This is a genomic window from Pseudoxanthomonas spadix BD-a59 (assembly GCF_000233915.3).
GTDB classification, from domain to species: Bacteria; Pseudomonadota; Gammaproteobacteria; order Xanthomonadales; family Xanthomonadaceae; genus Pseudoxanthomonas_A; species Pseudoxanthomonas_A spadix.
On the sequence record NC_016147.2, the window covers coordinates 2,149,651 to 2,170,008 of the forward strand.

Here is a 20,358-nt window from a genome sequence, read left to right on the forward strand (position 1 = left end):
CTTTTTTCTCACTCCTCTTCCCTCGTTTCGCGCTTCAACAGTCCGGACAGGGCAATGCCGACGGCCCCGCAGACGATGGCCGAATCGGCGATGTTGAACGAAGGCCAGTAGTGGTCGCCCACGTACCACTGGATGAAATCGATCACGTGGCCATGCAGCAGCCGGTCGATCACGTTGCCCAGCGCACCGCCGATCACCAGCGCATACGGCAGCGCGGTGCGCCAGTCGCCACGCGGGGTCCGCGACAGCCACCAGCCAAGCAGGCCGCAGACGATCACCGCCAGCGCGGTGAAGAACCAGATCTGCCAGCCGCCGGCATTGCTCAGGAAGCTGAACGCCGCGCCGGTGTTGTAGGTCCGGTACCAGTTCCAGAAACCGTCGATCACCTGGACCGCCTCGAACTCGGGCAGGCGCGCCAGGACCCAGGCCTTGGACCACTGGTCCAGGCCGATCACCAGCGCAGAGAGCAGCAGCCAGATCAGTGCCGAAGGCCGGGACCGCGGACCCGGGGCCCGGGAGCCGGGAAGATCCGCTCGGCGAGCTCGCCGAAGATCGGCACCAGGGCTCCCGGCCTGCGGCGGCGCGCCCGACCCTGCCGGTGCATTGCCCGGCGTCTTGGCTGCGTTCAGAACCACTGCCGGTTCTCGCCTGCGCCTTCGATGTTGTCCACGCAGCGCCCGCACAGCTCCGGATGGGCCGCGTTGGCGCCGACATCGGCCCGGTGCTGCCAGCAGCGCACGCACTTGGGCTTGCTGGTCCGCGCGGCCCGCACCAACACCCCGTCGGCCTGCACCGCACTCACCGTCACGTCGCCGCTGATGAACAGGAAGCGCAGCTCATCGCCCAGTGCCTGCCAGCGCGCGGCAGTGGCCGGCTCGGCGGAGATGGCGATTTCTGCTTCCAGCGCCGCGCCGATCGCGCCGCTGGCGCGCATCGGTTCGAGCACCTTGGCCACCTGCTCGCGCAGCGCCAGCAGTGCATCGACATCGTCCGCCGACAGCGCGGCATCGGCCGGCAGCGGCGCCAGGCCGTCGTAGAAGGTGGCGAACAGCACATTGTCCAGGCGCTTGCCCGGCAGGTAGCTCCACATTTCATCGGCGGTGAAGCTCAGGATCGGCGCGATCCAGCGCACCAGGCCTTCGGCAATGCGGTACATCGCGCTCTGCGCCGAGCGGCGCCCGCGCGAGTCCTCCGGCATCGTGTACAGGCGGTCCTTGGTCACATCCAGGTACAGCGAGCCCAGGTCCACGCTGCAGAAGTTCAGCAGCGCCTGGACGATGGCGGCAAAGTCGTAGCGCTGGTAGGCCGCCTTGATCTTCTCCTGCAGCTCCCAGGCGCGATGCACGATCCAGCGGTCCAGCGCGACCATGTCTTGCAGCGGGCGCAGGTGCACGGCCGGGTCGAAGCCGTGCAGGTTGCCCAGCAGGAAGCGCGCGGTATTGCGCAGGCGGCGATAGGCATCGGCGTTGCGCTTGAGGATCTCCTGCGACAGCGCCATCTCGTTGCTGTAGTCGGCGCTGGCGATCCACAGGCGCAGGATGTCCGCGCCCAGGGTCTTCATGATGTCCTGCGGCTCGATCCCGTTGCCCAGAGACTTGGACATCTTGCGGCCATGCTCGTCCACGGTGAAACCATGGGTCAGGCACTGCCTGTACGGGGCCGCCCTGTCGATGGCCACCCCGGTCAGCAGCGAGGACTGGAACCAGCCGCGATGCTGGTCCGAGCCTTCCAGGTACAGGTCGGCCGGCTTGCCGAAGCCGCGTTCCAGCAGCACCCCTTCGTGGGTGACGCCCGAGTCGAACCACACATCCAGGATGTCCGTGACCTTGTCGTAGTCCGCGGCCTGCTCGCCGAGCAGTTCGGCCGCGTCCAGGTCGTACCAGGCATCGACGCCGCCCTGCTCGACCTTCAGTGCCACCTGTTCCATCAACTCGACCGAACGCGGATGCGGCTCCTGGGTCTGACGATGGACGAACAGCGCGATCGGCACACCCCAGGTGCGCTGGCGGCTGATGCACCAGTCCGGACGGCCTTCGACCATGCCGGCGATGCGCGCCTGGCCCCAGGCCGGGAACCAGCGCACCTCCTTGATCGCGGCCAGCGCATCGGCGCGCAGGTTGGCCTGGTCCATCGAGATGAACCACTGCGGGGTGGCGCGGAACACCACCGGGGTCTTGTGCCGCCAGCAGTGCGGGTAGCTGTGGGTCAGCGGGTGGAAGGCCAGCAGCGAAGCGTTGGCCCGGGCCAGTTCGACGATGACATCGTTGGCCTTCCAGATGTGCATGCCGGCCAGCTCGGTGCCATCGAACGCGGGCGTGGACGGCAGGTACACGCCGCGGCCGTCGACCGGGTTGATCTGGGCGGCGGTGTACTGCTCGACCAGCCCGTATTCCAGACCGACCGCGTAGTCCTCCTGGCCGTGGCCGGGCGCGGTGTGGACCGCGCCGGTGCCGTCCTCGGCCGACACGTGTTCGCCCAGGATCAGCGGAATGTCGCGCTGGGCGTAGAACGGATGGGTCAGCACCAGGTGCTCCAGCGCTGCGCCCTTGGCGTGGCCCTTCATCACCACGCCGGTCACCCCATAACGGGCCAGTGCGCGCTGCGCCAGCGCTTCGGCCACCACCAGCCAGCGCGGCGCGCCGTCACGTGCCGGCCCTTCGACCAGCACGTAATCCAGCTGCGGACCGACGCTCACGGCCAGCGAGGCCGGCAGGGTCCACGGCGTGGTGGTCCAGATCGGCACGGCCACTTCCACCCCCGCCGGAACCTCAACGCCGAAGGCGGCGCCCAGCGCCTGTGGATCGCGCGCGGTGTAGGCCACGTCGATCGCCGGGGACAGCTTGTCCTGGTATTCGATCTCGGCCTCGGCCAGGGCCGAGCCGCAGTCGAAGCACCAGTGCACCGGCTTGGCCCCGCGCAGCAGGTGGCCGTTGGCGATGATCTTGGCCAGGGCGCGGATCTCGTCGGCCTCGAAACGGAAATTCAGCGTCTTGTACGGGTTGTCCCAGTCGCCGATCACGCCCAGGCGCTTGAAGTCCTTGCGCTGCAGGTCGATCTGCTCCTCGGCGTATTGGCGGCACTTGGCGCGGAACTGCCTGGCGTCGAGCTTGCTGCCGACCTTGCCGTACTTCTTCTCGATCGCCACCTCGATCGGCAGGCCGTGGCAGTCCCAGCCCGGCACGTAAGGTGCATCGAAGCCGGCGAGATGGCGCGACTTGACGATGATGTCCTTGAGGATCTTGTTGACCGCATGGCCCAGGTGGATGGTGCCATTGGCGTACGGCGGACCATCGTGCAGCACAAACAGCGGCCGGCCGCTGGCGTGGGCGCGCAGCCGGGCGTACAGGTCCTGCTCGTACCAGCGCTTGAGCATGTCCGGCTCGCGCCTGGGCAGGTCGCCGCGCATCGGGAAATCCGTGGCCGGCAGGTGCAGGGTGGCTTTGTAGTCGATGCTCACGGAACTGGGTTTCTCGGCGGCTGTGCTTGGGGGCGTCCACGCCTGACGGCGCGGACATGGGGGCGGACCGGGGCGCGATTCACGCAGTGGCCCTGTAGCGTTCGGTGGACAGCAGCTGGCGCGCCTGGGCGGCGTCGCGCTGCATCTGCGCGGTCAGGGCATCGAGCCCGTCGAACTTCTCTTCATCGCGCAGCTTGGCGACGAACTCGACCCGCAGGTGGCGCCCGTACAGGTCGGCGTTGAAGTCGAACAGGTGCGCTTCCAGCAGCGGTTCGACGCCCTGCACCGTCGGCCGGGTGCCGAAGCTGGAGACCGACGGCCACGGCCGCTCGGTCACCCCATGCACCCAGGTCGCATAGATGCCCGACAGCACCGGCGTCCTGGGAAAGCGCAGGTTGGCGGTGGGAAAGCCCAGCGTGCGGCCCAGCTGCCTGCCGCGCACGACCCGCCCGCTGATCGCGTACGGACGGCCCAGCAGGCGCTGCGCATGGGCAAAGTCGCCCTGGCGCAGCGCCGCGCGGATGCGCGTGGACGAGACCCGCTCGCCATCGTCGCACCGCACCGGCTCGATCTGCCCGGCGGCAAAGCCCAGCGCGGCACCCATCGCCTGCAGCAGCGCCAGGTCGCCACCACGCCTGTGGCCGAAGCGGAACTCCGGCCCGATCCACACCTCGCGCGCCTGCAGCCGGCCAACCAGCAAGGTGTGGACGAAATCCTGCGCCGACATCGCGGTCATGCGCTGGTTGAAGCGCAGCAACCCGACCTGGTCGGCGCCGGCCTCGAACAGGCCTTCGACCTTGGCCCGCGGCAGGCTCAGGCGCGGCGGTGGATCGTGCGGCAGGAAGAACTCGCGCGGCAGCGGCTCGAAGGTCAGCGCGACCAATGGCACGCCCAGGGCACGGGCACGCTGCCGGGCGTGGCGCAACAGTGCCCGATGGCCCAGGTGCAGGCCGTCGAACGCACCGATGCACGCCACGCTGCCACCCGGGGTCAGCACCCCGCCTTCGACGTCACGAAACAGCCTGCTCATCGCTGGGACATCGGGCCGCGCGGCGCGCGCACCGGCCGACCCATGAGATCTCTTGGGAAACCCGTGAAGTATAGCCGCCACGCGCCGGCACAAGCTCGCGTCTGGGTCAGTGCTCGCGCAGATCGCGTGGACGCAATCCGAGCAGCACCTGCACCGTGGCGTAGGTCGCCGCGCCGGCCGCCACCAGCGCCAGCAGCAGGCCGATGCGATGCCACTTGTCCATGCCGGTGAAGTCAGGCAGCCAGTGCAGCCCGGCGCCGACCACCGCCGCCATCGCCAGACACGACACCACCAGGCGCAGCAGGAATCGCCCCCAGCCCGGCCTGCGCTGGTAGACGCCACTGCGCCCCAGCCAGCGCCAGAGCAACCCCAGGTTGATGAAACTGGCCACGGCACTGGCCAGGCCCAGGGCCAGGTGCAGGCCGGGCGTTTGCGCCAGGGCTGCGGTCACACCCAGCGCGCGCACTTCCGGCTTGACCATGACCTGGTACAGCACGGCCAGGAAGATCAGGTTCAGCGCCATGTTGGCGATCAGTGCTGCCACGCCTGCACGCACCGGGGTGCGCGTGTCCTGGCGCGCATAGAACGCAGGCAGCACGATTTTCAGCAGGGCAAAGGCCGGCAGGCCAAAGCTCAGGCCGAACACCGACATCGCCGCCATGCGCGTATCGAACACGGTGAACTTGCCGTACTGGAAGAGGGTGGCCACCAGCGGCGTGCTCAGCAGCATCAGCCCGACCATCGCCGGCACCGCGATCAACAGCGTGGTCCGCAGCCCCCAATCGAGCGCGTTCGAAAAGCCGCTTGCATCGGTGCGTACGTGATGGCGCGACAGCGCCGGCAGGATCACCGTGCCCAACGCCACGCCGAACACGCCCAGCGGCAGCTCCAGAAACCGGTCGGCCTGCGACAGCCAGCTCTGCGAACCGGCAAACAGGTACGAAGCGATCACCGTGTCCAGCAGCAGGTTGATCTGGGCCACCGATGAGCCGAACAGGGTCGGCACCATCAGGGTCAGCACCCGGCGCACGTCCGGATGGTTCCAACCCCAGCGCGGCATGGCCAGCAGGTTGATGCCGCGCAGTGCCGGAATCTGGAACAGCAGCTGCAGCGCGCCGGCCGCCAGCACGGCCCAGCCCAGCGCCAGGATCGACATGCCCATGGCCGGGGCCAGCCACAGCGCGCCGGCAATCATGCACAGGTTGAGGATCACCGGGGTGAGCGCCGGAATGGCGAAGCGATTGAAGCTGTTCAGCGCCCCGCCCGACAGCGCGGTCAGCGAGACGAACAGCAAAAAAGGAAAGGTCAGCCGCAGCAGGTCGACAATGGTCCCGAACTTGGCCGGGTCATCGACCGAGCCCGGATTGAAGATCATCGCCACCTGCGGGGTGAAGATCAGCCCCAGCGCCGTCACCAGCAGCAGGATGCCGCCCAGGGTGCCGGACACCCGCGCCATCAGCTCACGCAGGTCCGCGTGTGGACGGGTTTCCTTGACCTGCATGAATACCGGCACGAAGGCGGTGGAGAACGCGCCTTCGGCAAACAGCCGGCGCAGAAAGTTCGGGATCCGGAAGGCCACCCAGAACGCATCGGTCACCGCATTGGCGCCGAAGCTGTAGGTGATGGCCTGGTCGCGGACCAGCCCCAGCACCCGTGAGACCATGGTCATGCTGCTGAAGGACAGCACCCCGCGCAGCATCCTCGGCGGGCTCACGCGCCCTGCCCCGCCAGCCGGACACCATGCCGTGGCCGGCTCACGCCCACCGCCTTGACCCAACCCATTGAATAGCCCATAATTTCCCGTTCGTTTTTCCGTCCGCCGTCAACCCCAAGAATTCTCAGGATCCCAACGTGGCCAATATCAAGTCCGCCAAGAAGCGCGCCAAGCAGACCGTCGTGCGCAACGCGCGCAACGTCGCCCAGCGCTCCATGCTGCGCACCGCCGTCAAGAAAGTCATCAAGGCGCTGGACGCCAACGACGCGGCCGGCGCAGAAGCCGCCTTCGCCACCGCCCAGCCGATCCTCGATCGCTTCAGCGCCCGCGGCCTGATCCACAAGAACAAGGCCGCCCGTCACAAGAGCCGCCTGGTCGCGCGCATCAAGGCCCTCAAGGCCGCGTGACATCTGCCTGACGGCAGGGCAACAGGAAACCCGGCTTCGGCCGGGTTTTTTGTGGCCCACCCTCCCTGGCGGCCACCCTTCGGGCCGTTGCTGCGCAACGTCAAAAATCGCTCCAGGCGATTTTTTGTGGCCCACCCTCCCTGGCGGCCACCCTTCGGGCCGTTGCTGCGCAACGTCAAAAATCGCTCCAGGCGATTTTTTGTTGTCTGTACGCCTGCCGCCTGCAGTTCCAGGGGTGCCAGACGGCCAGGCCCGCTCGGCGCCGCGAGGGCCCAACCCAGGAAACGGGAAAGCACCGCCAGTGCTCAGCTGGCGTTGCGCGCAGCCTCGAGCGCGTCCTCGCGCTGGCGATCGAAGAAGGCCATCACATCCTTCATGATCGGGAAGGTGCCCTCGCGCGAGATCGCCGAGGTCACATACCACGGCCCGGTCCAGCCCAGTTCCTCGACGATGGCCTTGGCCCGCGCGGCCGCCTCGTCGGCGAACATCAGGTCGGCCTTGTTCAGCACCAGCCAGCGCGGCTTGTCCAGCAACTGCGGGTCGTGCTTGCGCAGCTCGCGTTCGATCGCCCGGACCTGCTCGGCCGGAGAGACGGTCACCCCGGTCCGGGCGAATTCCTCGGCCACCGGCGCCATGTCCACCAGGTGCAGCAGCAGGCGGGTGCGCTGCAGGTGGCGCAGGAACTGCGCGCCCAGGCCCGCGCCTTCGGCCGCGCCCTCGATCAGGCCGGGAATGTCGGCGATCACGAAGCTGCGGTGCGCCTCGACACTGACCACGCCCAGGTTGGGATAAAGCGTGGTGAACGGGTAGTCGGCCACCTTTGGGGTGGCCGCCGAGACCGCCCGGATCAGCGTGCTCTTGCCGGCATTGGGGAAGCCCAGCAGGCCCACGTCGGCCAGCAGCTTCAGTTCCAGCTTGAGCAGGCGCTGCTCGCCTTCCTCGCCCGGGGTGGCCTTGCGCGGCGCACGGGTGATCGAGGACTTGAAATGCATGTTGCCCAGGCCGCCCTTGCCGCCGCGGGCCACCAGCAGCCGATCGCCATGGGCGACCAGGTCGCCGATGACTTCGTCGGTGCCGACATTGACCACCATCGTGCCGACCGGCACGGTGATCACCAGGTCCTGGCCCGCCTTGCCATACATCTGCCGGCCCATGCCGTTCTCGCCGCGCTGGGCCTTGAAGTGACGCTGGTGACGGAAGTCGACCAGGGTGTTGAGGTTCTCGTCGGCCTGCAGCCAGACGCTGCCGCCGTCGCCGCCGTCGCCGCCGTCCGGCCCGCCCAGCGGAATGAACTTCTCGCGGCGGAAGCCGACGCAACCATTGCCGCCGTTGCCGGCAACGACCTGGATTTCGGCTTCATCGACGAGTTTCATGGGATCGGGACCGCAAAAAGGAATGAGGATTGGCCAGCGCACCAGGCGCCGGCGGAAAATTCTAGCGGCTGCGACCCCACCGGGCCTTGCCGCGCCAGGCCGCCGCGCGGATGCGCCAGCGCATGAAACGAAAAACCCCGCCGAAGCGGGGCTTTCGCGGCGCTGTCGCGAAGGCTTACGCCTGGGCCAACACACTGACGGTGCGGCGCTTTTTGGCGCCCTTCACCGAGAAGTCAACCTTTCCATCGACCAGCGCGAACAGCGTGTGGTCGCGGCCCAGGCCGACGCCCTGGCCCGGATGGAACTGGGTGCCGCGCTGGCGGATGATGATGTTGCCGGCTTCGATGGCCTGGCCACCGTAGACCTTCACGCCCAGCATCTTCGGGTTGGAATCGCGGCCGTTGCGCGAGGAACCTACGCCCTTTTTATGTGCCATGAGTGCTTCTCCTTACTGCCTGCTGCCACCGGCGATGCCGGTGATCTCGATTTCGGTGTAGTACTGCCGGTGCCCCTGCTGCTTCATGTGGTGCTTGCGGCGGCGGAACTTGATGATGCGGACCTTGTCGGCACGGCCCTGCGACTTGACGGTCGCGGTGACGCTGGCGCCCTTGAGCGCCTCGCCCAGGGTGATGCCGTTTTCGTCGCCCAGCATCAGCAGGGTGTCAAAAGTGATGTCCTTGCCGATTTCGGCGTCGAGCTTCTCAACGCGCAGGGTTTCGCCCTGCATGACGCGATACTGCTTGCCGCCCGTGACCATAACTGCGTACATGGGTGTTTCCTCTAGGTGTTGGCTTTTCGTAGTTATTCTCATGCCTGCCGCCCATCGAGGGGCGCGCAGAGCTGGCAATGATAGCTGGATCAGTGACTTGGAGCAAGTCACCGCATGAACCGGACGTGCAGGCCAGGCCTTGGCCCGCGCGCCCCGGCCCCGACGCCGGCAATGCCTGCACCGGCTCTTCCAAACACCTCGATTGCCCCCATACAGGGGACTCGCTAGGCTGACCGATTCGCACTGGATCCACACGCGCCAGCGCTCCCCTTCCCTGCACAGGCCAGACCCCCAAAGGCATGGACAGCATCCGCATCCGCGGCGCACGCACCCACAACCTGAAGAACATCGACCTCGACCTGCCGCGCGACAAGCTGATCGTGATCACCGGCCTGTCCGGGTCGGGCAAGTCCTCGCTGGCCTTCGACACGATCTATGCCGAAGGCCAGCGCCGCTATGTCGAATCGCTGTCGGCCTACGCCCGCCAGTTCCTGAGCGTGATGGAAAAGCCCGACGTGGACCACATCGAAGGCCTGTCGCCGGCCATCTCGATCGAGCAGAAGTCCACCTCGCACAATCCGCGCTCGACGGTGGGCACGATCACCGAGATCTACGACTACCTGCGCCTGCTCTACGCCCGCGTGGGGGTCCCGCGCTGCCCGGATCACGGCTATCCGCTGGAAGCGCAGACGGTGAGCCAGATGGTCGACCAGGTGCTGGCGCTGGACGGCGAGCAGCGCTGGATGCTGCTGGCGCCGGTGATCCGCGAACGCAAGGGCGAGCACGCCCAGGTGTTCGAACAGCTGCGTGCACAGGGCTTCGTGCGCGTGCGCGTGGACGGGGCACTGCATGAAATCGATGCGGTGCCGCCGCTGGCGCTGCGGGTCAAGCACACCATCGAGGCGGTGATCGACCGCTTCAAGCCGCGCCAGGACATCAAGCAACGCCTGACCGAAAGTTTCGAGACTGCGCTGAAGCTGGGCGAGGGCATGGCCGCGGTGAGGTCGCTGGATGATCCGGCTGCCGCGCCGCACCTGTTCTCCTCCAAGTATTCCTGCCCGGTCTGCGACTACTCGCTGCCCGAACTGGAGCCGCGCCTGTTTTCCTTCAATTCGCCGGTGGGCGCCTGCCCCAAGTGCGACGGCCTGGGGGTGGCGCAGTTCTTTGATCCGGCCCGCGTGGTCGTGCATCCGGAGCTGTCGCTGTCGGCCGGCGCGGTGCGCGGCTGGGACCGGCGCAACGCGTACTACTTCCAGCTGATCGCCTCGCTGGCCAGGCACTACAAGTTCGACGTCGATGCGCCGTGGATGATCCTGCCGGAGAAGGTCCGGCAGGCGGTGCTGTACGGCAGCGGCAACGAGCTGGTGTCCTTCACCTACCTCACCGAATCGGGCGGACGCAGCCAGCGCAAGCACAAGTTCGAAGGCATCCTGCCCAACCTGGAGCGCCGCTACCGCGAGACCGAGTCGGCGGCCGTGCGCGAGGAACTGGCCCGGTACATCAGCGAGCAGGCCTGCCCCGAATGCGGTGGCGCGCGCCTGAACCGCGCCGCACGCAACGTGTTCGTCGCCGACCGTGCGCTGCCGGAAATCGCGGTGCTGCCGGTCGACCAGGCGCTGGCGTTCTTCACCGGCCTGAAGCTGGCCGGCTGGCGTGGTGAAGTCGCGACCAAGATCGTCAAGGAGATCGGCGAGCGGCTGGGCTTTCTGATCGACGTGGGCCTGGATTACCTCACCCTTGAACGCAAGGCCGATACGCTGTCCGGTGGTGAAGCCCAGCGCATCCGTCTGGCCAGCCAGATCGGCGCCGGCCTGGTCGGGGTGATGTACGTGCTGGACGAACCGTCGATCGGCCTGCACCAGCGCGACAACGAGCGCCTGCTCGGCACCCTCACCCGCCTGCGCGACCTGGGCAACACGGTGATCGTGGTCGAACACGACGAGGATGCGATCCGCGCGGCCGACTACGTGCTGGACATCGGCCCCGGCGCCGGCGTGCATGGCGGCGAGATCGTCGGCCAGGGCACGGTCGCCGACCTGCTCAAGGCGCCGCGTTCGCTGACCGGCCAGTACCTCTCGGGCAAGCGCCGGATCGAGGTGCCCAGGACCCGGCACAGGCCCAACCCGGACATGACCCTGCGGCTCACCGGCGCCAGGGGCAACAACCTCAAGGGCGTGGACCTGGAGATCGCAGCGGGTCTGTTCACCTGCATCACCGGCGTGTCCGGTTCCGGCAAGTCGACCCTGATCAACGACACCCTGTATGCGCTCAGCGCCAACGCGATCAACGGTGCTTCGCATCCGGTCGCGCCGTTCGGCGAGATCCATGGCCTGGACCTGTTCGACAAGGTCGTGGACATCGACCAGTCGCCGATCGGGCGCACGCCACGCTCCAATCCGGCCACCTACACCGGCCTGTTCACGCCGCTGCGCGAGCTGTACGCACAGGTGCCCGAGGCGCGCGCGCGCGGCTACTCGCCGGGGCGTTTCAGCTTCAATGTCCGTGGCGGCCGCTGCGAGGCCTGCCAGGGCGATGGCCTGATCAAGGTGGAGATGCACTTCCTGCCCGATGTCTATGTGCCGTGCGATGTGTGCCACGGCAAGCGCTACAACCGCGAAACCCTGGAGATCCTCTACAAGGGCTTCAACATCAACGACGTGCTGGAAATGACCGTCGAGGATGCGCTGAAGCTGTTCGAGCCGGTCCCCTCGATCGCGCGCAAGCTGGAAACGCTGATGGACGTGGGCCTGAGTTACGTCAAGCTGGGCCAGAGCGCGACCACGCTGTCCGGCGGCGAGGCCCAGCGGGTCAAGCTGTCCAAGGAACTCTCGCGCCGCGACACCGGGCGCACGCTCTACATCCTGGACGAGCCGACCACCGGCCTGCACTTCCACGACATCGAGCACCTGCTGGCGGTGCTGCACAAGCTGCGCGACGACGGCAACACCATCGTGGTGATCGAACACAACCTGGACGTGATCAAGACCGCTGACCAGGTGGTGGACCTGGGCCCGGACGGCGGCCACCGTGGCGGTACCATCATCGCCACCGGCACGCCGGAGGAGATCGCGGCCAACCCGGCATCGCACACCGGCCGGTTCCTGGCCAGGCTGCTGCCGCAGACCGCGGCCAAGGCGACCAGACCGGCGGCAATGGCCAAGGCCGAGGTACTGCCGCCGCGCATGGCCGCCAAGGTCGCGGCCAAGCAGGCGGCGGTGAAAAACAAGATCAAGAAGAAGGCTTCCTCATGAGCGATCACAACGACACCGTCCACGTCCCGCGCCCGGTGCTGGCGCGCATTCCGATCAGCGTGCGCTGGCGCGACATGGATGCCTACGGCCACGTCAACAACGCCAAGTACGTTTCCTATCTGGAGGAAGCGCGCGTGCGCTGGCTGCACGGCGTCACCGACATTTCAAAGATGGGCAGCGGCGTCTCGCCGGTGGTGGCCAATACCCACGTCAACTACCGCCTGCCGATCGTGTGGCCCAACGATATCGTGGTCGAGCTGTTCATCGAGCGCCTGGGCAACTCGAGCATGACCATCGGCCATCGGATCGTGGCCGACAACGACGATACGGTCGTGTACGCCGATGGCCACGTCGTGCTGGTGTGGATCGACACGGCCACCGGCAAGAGCGCGCCCCTGCCCGATGCGGTGCGCGCGGCGAGCACGGTCGCCTGAGGCGGCAGCATCCCGGGGAGCGGATCGGCCCTGCCGCTCCGCCTGCCGCCACCTCCATACCGCGGCGCACGGCGGGCTATCATCCCAAGTTGACCGCTTCCGGGAGGGGCCCGCAATGTCCGAACTGATCCAGGTGGTGCAGCACGACGATGTGCGCGAACTGCGCATGGCCCGCGCACCGGTCAACGCGCTCGACGATGCGCTCTGTGCGGCCCTGCTGGAGGCGCTGCAGGGCGCATTCGACGACGGCGTTGCCGGCGTCCTGCTGTCGGGCAACGAGCGCGTCTTCTCGGCCGGCCTGGACGTGCCGTCCCTGCTCTCGCATGGCGACGACCGCGCTGCGCTGCATGCCAGCTGGAGCGCGTTCTTCAACGTCGCCAGGACCCTGGCCGGCGCGCCGATGCCGGTCGCCGCTGCACTGACCGGCCACGCGCCCGCAGGTGGCTGCGCGCTGGCGCTATGCTGCGATTACCGGGTGATGACGCGCAGCGCCGATCCGGCGCGGCCGCTGCAGATCGGCCTGAACGAAACCCAGGTCGGCCTGGCCGTGCCGGACGGCATCCAGCACCTGATGCGGCGCGTGGTCGGGGTGCATCGCGCCGAACGCCTGCTGGTGACAGGGGCGATGATCCCGGCCGAACAGGCCGAGGCCATCGGACTGGTCGACGCCCTGGCCGACGATGCCGCTGCCACCGTGGCTCAGGCCCTGCGCTGGCTGCAGGAGATGGCCCGGCTGCCGCGGGCACCGCAGCGCAAGACCCGCCAGATCGCCCGTGCCGACGTGCGCGCGGCGCTGAACCGCGTGGACCTGGACGAGTTCATCAACGACTGGTACCAGCCCGATGCGCAGGCCGCGCTGCAGGCGATGGTGGCCCGACTCAGGAAGTAGTCGCGATCGGACGCGCCGGATCGGAAATCCAGCCACTCCACGAGCCGGGATAGACACGCGGGCCCGCCAGGCCGGCATGTTCGAACGCCAGCAGCAGATGGCAGGCGGTGACGCCGGAACCGCACATCAGCACGACCTGGTCCGGCGCGTGCGCGCCCAGCAATGGTTGCAGCTCACCGCGCAAGGCATCCGGGTCGCGCAGGCGGCCCGCGTGGACGTTGTCCAGGTACGGGCGGTTGACCGCACCCGGCACGTGGCCGGCGATGCGGTCCACCGGTTCCTGGCCACCGCTGAAGCGTTCGGCCGAGCGCGCATCGATGAGCCAGCCCGGCGCCTGGTGCAGGCGCGCGGCCACTTCCCCGGTGCCGGCAATGCGGGCGCTGTCGTAGCCGCCCGGATACGGCGGTTGCCGAGGCGGCCACTGGAGCTCATCGGTCAGCGCCAGGCCGCCCGCCTGCCAGGCTGCCAGACCGCCATCGAGCACCGCCACCTGCGCATGTCCCAGCAGCCGCAGCAGCCACCACAGGCGCGCGGCGGCCATGCTGCCGTCGCCGGCGTCGTAGACCACCACCTGATGCCGGGGCGCGATGCCCCAGCGCCCGAGCGTCCCGGTGAATGCGTCCACTTCCGGCAACGGATGCCGGCCCTGCCCCGACGCGACCCTGGACAGATCGGCCAGGTCCTCGTTGAGATCGGCGTAGACCGCATGGGGCAGGTGCGACTGCGCATACGCCGCGCGCCCGGCACCAGGATCGGTCAGCACGAAGCGCGCATCGACGATGCGCAGGTCCGGATCATCCAGATGCAATGCCAGCACGGCCGGATCGACCAGCGTGGTCCAGTTCATGCAACCGCCTCCAGGCGACGCCGCAGGTTGTAGAGGATGGCCGCGGTCGCGCCCCAGATGCGCTGCTCGGCCCAGTCGTATTCCAGCACGGTGCGCGGGCGGCCCTTCAATTCCAGGGCCACGCTGCGCAGGTTGTGTGGCGCCATCAGGTAGTCCAGCGGCACTTCGAACACCTCGGCCACCTCGCCTGGATTGGGCAGCGGCACGAACCCGGGATGGATCACCGCCACCACCGGGGTGACCAGGAAGCCAGTGATCGTGGCAAAGGTGTCGAGCAGGCCGATCGGTTGCACCTGGGCGCGCTTGAGCGCGATTTCCTCATCGCTCTCGCGCAGCGCGGCGGCCACGGCATCGGCATCGCCGGCATCGACGCGGCCACCGGGGAAACTCACCTGGCCGCCGTGCTGGCGCAGCCCGTCGTGGCGACGGGTCAGCAGCACGGTGGTCCCCGTGCTGCGCGGCACCAGGCCGGCCAGCACCGCCGCCGCGGCCGGCGGACCTGGCGGCAGGAGCCCTTCCAATTGATCGGCGTTCCAGCCGCGCGGCGCAGGGCGCGCATCCAGCGGATGCAACGCGCGTTGCAGGGCGTCGTATTCCGGCAACAGGATGTGCAGATCGTGGGGCATGCGTGCGCGTTCGGGCAGGCGTTCCGTCAGCGCCTTGCGTGCATCATCGCCCATCTGCGGCCAGGCGGCGATCTCTTCCAGCGCGCGCAGGCAGCCACGGCACAGGCCATCGCCACGCAGCGTGCACAGGCCGATGCAGGGCGACAACGTGGGGCCGGTGGCGGGGAACATCGGATCTACCTTGCTGTGGGTACGGGCATGGCCATGTCCAAAACGACGATGCGCCGGACAGGCCGGCGCATCGTCTTGGTCATGCAGTCGGCGTCAACTTACTTGGCGACGCTGACCAGCTTGACGTCGAAGACAACCGCCTGGTTCGGGCCGATCGGCGACTGCGGGGTATTGCCGTAGGCCTTTTCCGGCGGCATGGTCACTTCCCAGCGCGAACCGGCCGGCATCTGCAGCAGTGCATCGCGCAGGCCTGCCAGGGGGATCTCGCTGACCTTCAGGCTGGCCGGCGGCGGCGGGGTGGTCTGGCCCTCCCGCGGGCTGAAGGTGTCGACGAAGGTGCGGCCATCGGACAGCGAGCCCTTGTACTGGATGGTCACGGTGCTGGCCTGGGTCGGCTTGGCGCCGCTGCCGGCCTCCACCACACGGTACTGGACGCCGCCGGGCAGGGTCTGCACCCCGGCCTTGGCCTTGTTCTGCGCAAGGAAGGCGTCGGACTTGACCTTGTTGGCGGCAGCGGCCTGTTCGAAGGCGGCCTTGGCCTTGGCCTGCTGGCGCGCTTCCATCTGCTGGACCGCGTTGCGCAGCTGGTCGACCGGCACGGAAGGCTCCTTTTTCGCATAGCCTTCGCTCAGGGCCTTCTGCACGGTGGCCAGATCGATGGACTCACCGCTCTCGATCAGGTTGCGACCCAGGTCGTAACCCAGCGCGTAGCTGAGCGCGTTGCGCTCCGAGCCCGCAGTGGACGCCGGTGCGGCGGGTGAGGTCTGTGCGGCAGCGGTGCCTGCGGCCAGGGTCATGGCCAGCACGCTGGCAGAAAGCAAACGCAACTTCATGTCTTACAAACCTCCGGGGTTTATGGGAATGGGCTCGCGACCGGCGGCCCAGATTGACGCGCTAGGATAGCCCTGCCCGAACTTAACAGCCAGTGAGGCATTGCCGGCATTGACTCGGTCCCGGGACGCAAAGTTCCGGCTTTACCTTTTATTTACGAAAAAACAAGGCTCCCCATATGGACCAAACACCTGTCTTGACCACCGATTCGGGCGCAATCCGCCAGATCACCGTCAACCGCCCCGACAAGCTCAACGCGCTCAACGCGGCCACCATCGCCGCCCTCACCCAGGCCTTCCAGGCGGCCGAGGCCGATCCGGCCGTGCGCGTGGTGGTGCTGACCGGGGCCGGTGCCAAGGCCTTCGTCGCCGGCGCGGACATCGGCGAGATGGCCGACATGGGCGCCATGGCCGGACGCGACTTCGGTCTGCGCGGCCAGCTGCTGATGCGCACCATCGAGACCCTGACCAAGCCGGTGATCGCCCGGGTCAACGGCTTTGCGCTCGGTGGCGGACTGGAACTGGCGATGGCCTGCCACCTGCGCATCGCCGCCGACACCGCCAAGGTCGGCCAGCCGGAAATCAACCTGGGGCTGATCCCCGGCTTCGGCGGCACCCAGCGCCTGCTGCGCCTGGCCGGCCGCGCCGCGACCCTGGAACTGTGCCTGCTGGGCGCGCCGATCAGCGCCGCGCGCGCGCTCGAGCTGGGCATCGTCAATGAAGTGGTCACCGCCGATGCGCTGGATGCGCGCGTGCAAGCGCTGGCCGTGCAGCTGGCCAACGCCGCCCCGCTGGCGCTGCGCGCGATCCTGGAATCGGTGATCCACGGCGGCGAATGCGCGCTGAGCGAAGGCCTGCAGTTCGAAGGCGCGCAGTTTGGCCTGATGTTTGCCACGCAGGACATGCGCGAAGGCACCGCCGCCTTCGTCGGCAAGCGCAAGCCGAGCTTCTCGGGCCGTTGATGAGCGCCATCGACCACGACTGCAGGCCGCTGCAGCAGCTGGCCGTGTTGCTGGCCGACGGCCAGGTCGATGCGGCGATCGAGGCCGGCCTGATGGAGGCGGCCCCCCGGCCCGACTGCGGCCGATGCGCCAGCGCCAGCGGGCAGGTCCAGGCCGCACAGCAACGCCTGCGCAAGGCCTGGGCCGCACGCGAACGTTACCGCGCACGCGGCGCACGCCTGACCCGGCGCGCGGCCGAACGCCAGGCCCGCCGTGCGCCGCCGCCTGCGCCTTCGAACACCCCGGTTGCACCCGCCCTGCCGCCGGCCGTGGCCGCGGCGCTGGCACGTGCCAGGGCGCGCGCGGCCGGAACACCAAACGGGTGAGCACCAAGGCCGCACGCCGCACCCGCACGCTCACGCGCGCGCAGATCGAAGAGATGTTTTCGCGCCTGGCCGAGCTCAATCCACAGCCGACCACCGAGCTGGAATACAGCTCGCCATTCGAACTGCTGATCGCGGTGATCCTGTCGGCCCAGGCCACCGACGCGGGCGTCAACAAGGCCACCCGCCGGCTGTATCCGGTCGCCAACACGCCGCAGGCGATCCTGGAGCTGGGCGAGGAAGGGTTGAAGCGCTACCTGTCCACCATCGGCCTGTTCAACGCCAAGGCCAGGAACATCATCGCCACCTGCCAGATCCTGGTCGACCAGCATGGCGGGCAAGTGCCACGCCAGCGCGAGGCATTGGAAGCCCTGCCCGGGGTCGGCCGCAAGACCGCCAACGTGGTGCTCAACACCGCCTTCGGCGAGCCGACCATCGCGGTGGACACGCATCTGTTCCGCGTCGCCAACCGCACCGGGCTGGCGCCCGGCAAGGACGTGCGCGCGGTCGAGGACAAGCTGGTCAAGGTGATCCCGGCCCGTTACCTGCACAACGCGCACCATTGGCTGATCCTGCACGGGCGCTACGTGTGCAAGGCGCGGCGTCCGGACTGTCCCAACTGCGTGATCCGCGATCTGTGCCGGTATCGAGACAAAACCGCCGGCCAACCCGGGGATGGCGGGCCTGTGGCGCGTGCAGCGCGATCGCTGACACCCGCCTGACGGCCGGTCCAGCAGCAGCACGGTCCTGCTGCTCAGGCGCCGGGTGTGGCGGCCCGGCCCACCGGTCAGGCGGTGCGCGGCGCCATGCCCGGGTGCGCCAGGGGCAACTGCCTGCTAGGCACTGCTGGCCGAGGCAGCGAAGGCGGCCGCCTGCGCCGCATCGGCCTTGCGCTCCGAATACCGGTCGGTGAGCTGGGCGAGGTGCGGGCGCAGCAGCAGGGTGAAGCGCACCAGTTCCTCCATCACATCGACGATGCGGTCGTAGTAAGCCGACGGCAGCATCCGTCCCCGCTCGTCGAACTGTTCCCAGGCACGCGCCACGCTGGACTGGTTGGGGATGGTGAACATCCGCATCCAGCGGCCCAGCAGCCGCAGGGTATTGACCGCGTTGAAGGATTGCGAGCCGCCCGAAACCTGCATGACCGCCAGGGTGCGGCCCTGGGTTGGCCGCACCGCGCCGATGTTCAGCGGCAGGTGGTCGATCTGCGCCTTCATCAGCCCGGTGATCTGGCCGTGACGCTCCGGGCTACACCACACCTGCCCTTCGGACCACAGCGACAATTCGCGCAGGCGTTCGACGGCCGGGTGTGCGTCGCCCGCCACCTGGTCCGGCAGTGGCAGGTCCAGTGGATCGAAAATGCGGGTGTCTGCGCCCAACCATTGCAGGATGCGCGCAGCTTCCTCGGTCGCCAGGCGCGAGTACGAGCGTTCGCGCAGGGATCCATACAGCAGCAGGATGCGCGGCGCATGGCCGGGGTCTGCTTCCCGCCACAGGGGCGCGGGCAACAGGTCCACCTGCAGCGCAGGCAACCGGTCCGCCTCGCCCAGTGGCCGCAGCCGGTCGGGCCTGGCAGCGGGCAGGCAGGGGGGCGTGGTGGCACTCATGCGCGCCCCTGCCCGACGGGGGCCGCGCGCGGCGCGCTGCCGCGGAAATAGCGCCGGCCCAGGCGCAAGGCCACGTGCACCAGCGCAATCATCACCGGCACCTCCACCAGCGGCCCGATCACCGCGGCAAAGGCGACCGGCGAGGCCAGGCCGAAGCTGGCGATGGCCACGGCGATCGCCAGCTCGAAATTGTTGCTGGCCGCGGTGAAGGCCAGTGCCGTGGTGCGCGGATAGTCGGCACGGATCAACCGGCCCATGAAGAAACTGACCACGAACATCACCAGAAAATAGAGGGTGAGGGGGATGGCGATGCGCAAGGCATCCAGCGGCAGCCGGATCACGTCGCCGCCCTTCATCACGAACATCGCGGCGATGGTGAACAGCAGCGCCAGCAGCGCCAGCGGCCCGATCCGCGGCAGGAACACGGTCTCGTACCACTGCTGGCCACGCGCGCGGGTGAGCCCGCGCCGGGTCAGGTAGCCCGCGGCGAACGGGATGCCCAGGTACACCAGCACCGCCCGGGTGATGGTCCAGAAGCCGACATCGACCACGCTGCCCTCCAGCCCGAACAAGGGCGGCAGAACACTGAGGAACAACCAGGCGTAGGTGCTGAAAAACAGGATCTGGAACAGGGAGTTGAACGCCACCAGGCCTGCCGCGTACTGGTTGTCGCCACAGGCCAGCTGGTTCCAGATCAGCACCATTGCGATACAGCGCGCCAGGCCGATCAGGATCACCCCGGTCATGTACTCCGGGGAGTCGTGCAGGAACACGACGGCCAGCGTGAACATCAGCATCGGGCCGATCAGCCAGTTCTGCACCAGTGACAGCAGCAGCACGCGGCTGTCGGCAAACACGCGATGCAGTTCACCGTAGCGGACCCGGGCCAGCGGCGGGTACATCATGACGATCAGGCCGATCGCGATGGGCAGGTTGGTGCCGCCCACCGTCATCGCCTCCAGCGCCTGCGGCAGGCCATCGACCAGCGCCCCCAGCGCCGCGCCCAGTGCCATGGCGGCAAAAATCCACAGGGTCAGGTAGCGGTCCAGGAACGACAGGCCTGGCCTGGCGGCGGACACCGATCCACTCATGCGCGGTCACCCACGCGCCGGCCATCGGCGTCGACCACCACTTCTCCATCCTCCTTGGCGAAGGCGCCTAGTTGCGGCTGGGGCAGAAGCTCCAGCACGCGCTCGGAGGGCCGGCACAGGGCTACCCCCAGCGGGGATACGACGATCGGCCGGTTGATCAACAGCGGATGGGCCAGCATCGCGTCGAGCAGGGCCTGGTCAGGCAAGGCCGGGTCGTCCAGTCCGAGTTGCGCGTAGGGCGTGCCCTTTTCGCGCAGCAATCCGCGCACCGGGATGCCCATGCGCGTGATGAGCCATTCCAGCATGGCGCGGCTGGGTGGCGTCTTCAGGTACTCGACCACATGTGGCTCGATGCCGGCGTTGCGGATCATGGCCAGCGCGTTGCGCGAGGTGCCGCAGTCGGGATTGTGGTAGATGACGATGTCAACAGGATGCGGGGTCATGTGGGTCTCCTGGAATGAATGCTGTGACGGCGATCGCGGTATCGGCACCCACCGCCCGCCGCTTGCCCACCACCAGGCGGGACCGCACCGAGGCC

General features: G+C 68.2%; 20 protein-coding genes. 7 read left to right on the forward strand and 13 right to left on the reverse strand.

The annotated features are described in order from the left end of the window. Window positions 1-8: 8 nt before the first annotated feature. The 4 genes from lspA to murJ all read right to left on the reverse strand — a co-directional run bounded on the left by lspA (window position 9) and on the right by murJ (window position 6,186). Complete coding sequence (gene lspA / locus DSC_RS09680) at window positions 9-482, reverse strand: signal peptidase II (RefSeq protein ID WP_083833604.1); 474 nt, start codon at window positions 480-482, stop codon at window positions 9-11. Window positions 483-625: 143 nt separating this feature from the next. Then, on the reverse strand, window positions 626-3,457 hold the full coding sequence (gene ileS, locus DSC_RS09685; protein WP_014160987.1) for an isoleucine--tRNA ligase: 2,832 nt from the start codon (window positions 3,455-3,457) through the stop codon (window positions 626-628). Window positions 3,458-3,536: 79 nt separating this feature from the next. Beyond that, entirely contained in the window at window positions 3,537-4,487 is a 951-nt protein-coding gene (locus DSC_RS09690) for a bifunctional riboflavin kinase/FAD synthetase (RefSeq protein WP_014160988.1), read from the reverse strand. A 106-nt stretch (window positions 4,488-4,593) separates the two neighbouring features. Beyond that, on the reverse strand, window positions 4,594-6,186 hold the full coding sequence (gene murJ, locus DSC_RS09695) for a murein biosynthesis integral membrane protein MurJ (protein ID WP_148268199.1): 1,593 nt from the start codon (window positions 6,184-6,186) through the stop codon (window positions 4,594-4,596). A 152-nt stretch (window positions 6,187-6,338) separates the two neighbouring features. Between murJ and rpsT the strand changes: the two genes are divergently transcribed. Next, on the forward strand, window positions 6,339-6,608 hold the full coding sequence (rpsT, locus tag DSC_RS09700; RefSeq protein ID WP_014160990.1) for a 30S ribosomal protein S20: 270 nt from the start codon (window positions 6,339-6,341) through the stop codon (window positions 6,606-6,608). Window positions 6,609-6,913: 305 nt separating this feature from the next. Here the strand turns inward: rpsT and obgE are convergent, their stop codons facing one another. The 3 genes from obgE to rplU form a co-directional block, all read right to left on the reverse strand. After that, window positions 6,914-7,981, reverse strand: coding sequence for a GTPase ObgE (obgE, locus tag DSC_RS09705; RefSeq protein ID WP_014160991.1), 1,068 nt, complete (start codon window positions 7,979-7,981; stop codon window positions 6,914-6,916). Window positions 7,982-8,156: 175 nt separating this feature from the next. Beyond that, entirely contained in the window at window positions 8,157-8,417 is a 261-nt protein-coding gene (rpmA, locus tag DSC_RS09710) for a 50S ribosomal protein L27 (RefSeq protein ID WP_014160992.1), read from the reverse strand. Window positions 8,418-8,429: 12 nt separating this feature from the next. Further along, a complete protein-coding gene (gene rplU / locus DSC_RS09715) occupies window positions 8,430-8,750 on the reverse strand; it encodes a 50S ribosomal protein L21 (protein WP_014160993.1) in 321 nt (106 codons plus the stop codon). Between the two features lie 299 nt (window positions 8,751-9,049). On the opposite strand from rplU, the gene uvrA reads away from it, so the two are divergent. The 3 genes from uvrA (at window position 9,050) to DSC_RS09730 (ending at window position 13,324) form a co-directional block, all read left to right on the forward strand. Beyond that, window positions 9,050-12,001, forward strand: a complete 2,952-nt coding sequence (uvrA, locus tag DSC_RS09720) for an excinuclease ABC subunit UvrA (protein ID WP_014160994.1) — start codon at window positions 9,050-9,052, stop codon at window positions 11,999-12,001. After that, window positions 11,998-12,435 carry an acyl-CoA thioesterase gene (locus DSC_RS09725; protein WP_014160995.1) on the forward strand — a complete coding sequence of 146 codons (438 nt, stop codon included), beginning with the start codon at window positions 11,998-12,000 and terminating at the stop codon, window positions 12,433-12,435. Before uvrA ends, DSC_RS09725 begins: the two co-directional genes overlap by 4 nt. Window positions 12,436-12,550: 115 nt before the next feature. Then, window positions 12,551-13,324, forward strand: a complete 774-nt coding sequence (locus tag DSC_RS09730) for an enoyl-CoA hydratase/isomerase family protein (protein ID WP_014160996.1) — start codon at window positions 12,551-12,553, stop codon at window positions 13,322-13,324. Here DSC_RS09730 and DSC_RS09735 read toward each other — a convergent pair. The 3 genes from DSC_RS09735 to DSC_RS09745 form a co-directional block, all read right to left on the reverse strand. Continuing rightward, window positions 13,314-14,171, reverse strand: coding sequence for a sulfurtransferase (locus DSC_RS09735; RefSeq protein ID WP_014160997.1), 858 nt, complete (start codon window positions 14,169-14,171; stop codon window positions 13,314-13,316). The two genes, DSC_RS09730 and DSC_RS09735, sit on opposite strands and share 11 nt — an antisense overlap. Continuing rightward, complete coding sequence (locus DSC_RS09740; protein WP_014160998.1) at window positions 14,168-14,968, reverse strand: CoA pyrophosphatase; 801 nt, start codon at window positions 14,966-14,968, stop codon at window positions 14,168-14,170. Before DSC_RS09740 ends, DSC_RS09735 begins: the two co-directional genes overlap by 4 nt. A gap of 98 nt (window positions 14,969-15,066) precedes the next feature. Continuing rightward, window positions 15,067-15,801, reverse strand: coding sequence for an FKBP-type peptidyl-prolyl cis-trans isomerase N-terminal domain-containing protein (locus DSC_RS09745; RefSeq protein WP_014160999.1), 735 nt, complete (start codon window positions 15,799-15,801; stop codon window positions 15,067-15,069). Window positions 15,802-15,977: 176 nt separating this feature from the next. Here DSC_RS09745 and DSC_RS09750 point away from each other — a divergent pair, with 176 nt between their 5' ends. Genes DSC_RS09750 through nth form a run of 3 tightly spaced genes read left to right on the forward strand, consistent with a single transcriptional unit; the run spans window position 15,978 to window position 17,844 of the window. Beyond that, window positions 15,978-16,760, forward strand: coding sequence for an enoyl-CoA hydratase/isomerase family protein (locus DSC_RS09750; protein WP_043290518.1), 783 nt, complete (start codon window positions 15,978-15,980; stop codon window positions 16,758-16,760). Continuing rightward, a complete protein-coding gene (locus tag DSC_RS09755; protein ID WP_014161001.1) occupies window positions 16,760-17,125 on the forward strand; it encodes a hypothetical protein in 366 nt (121 codons plus the stop codon). Before DSC_RS09750 ends, DSC_RS09755 begins: the two co-directional genes overlap by 1 nt. After that, window positions 17,122-17,844 (forward strand): endonuclease III, encoded by a 723-nt coding sequence (gene nth / locus DSC_RS09760; protein WP_014161002.1) that lies wholly within the window; start codon window positions 17,122-17,124, stop codon window positions 17,842-17,844. Before DSC_RS09755 ends, nth begins: the two co-directional genes overlap by 4 nt. Before the next feature lie 114 nt (window positions 17,845-17,958). On the opposite strand, the gene arsH is transcribed toward nth, so the two are convergent. The 3 genes from arsH to arsC are packed head-to-tail and all read right to left on the reverse strand — an operon-like array spanning window position 17,959 to window position 20,263. Then, window positions 17,959-18,729 (reverse strand): arsenical resistance protein ArsH, encoded by a 771-nt coding sequence (arsH, locus tag DSC_RS09765; RefSeq protein WP_014161003.1) that lies wholly within the window; start codon window positions 18,727-18,729, stop codon window positions 17,959-17,961. Beyond that, complete coding sequence (gene arsB, locus DSC_RS09770) at window positions 18,726-19,820, reverse strand: ACR3 family arsenite efflux transporter (protein ID WP_043290519.1); 1,095 nt, start codon at window positions 19,818-19,820, stop codon at window positions 18,726-18,728. The genes arsH and arsB overlap by 4 nt, the downstream gene beginning before the upstream one ends. Beyond that, window positions 19,817-20,263 (reverse strand): arsenate reductase (glutaredoxin), encoded by a 447-nt coding sequence (arsC, locus tag DSC_RS09775; protein ID WP_014161005.1) that lies wholly within the window; start codon window positions 20,261-20,263, stop codon window positions 19,817-19,819. Before arsC ends, arsB begins: the two co-directional genes overlap by 4 nt. Between the last annotated feature and the right edge of the window lie 95 nt (window positions 20,264-20,358).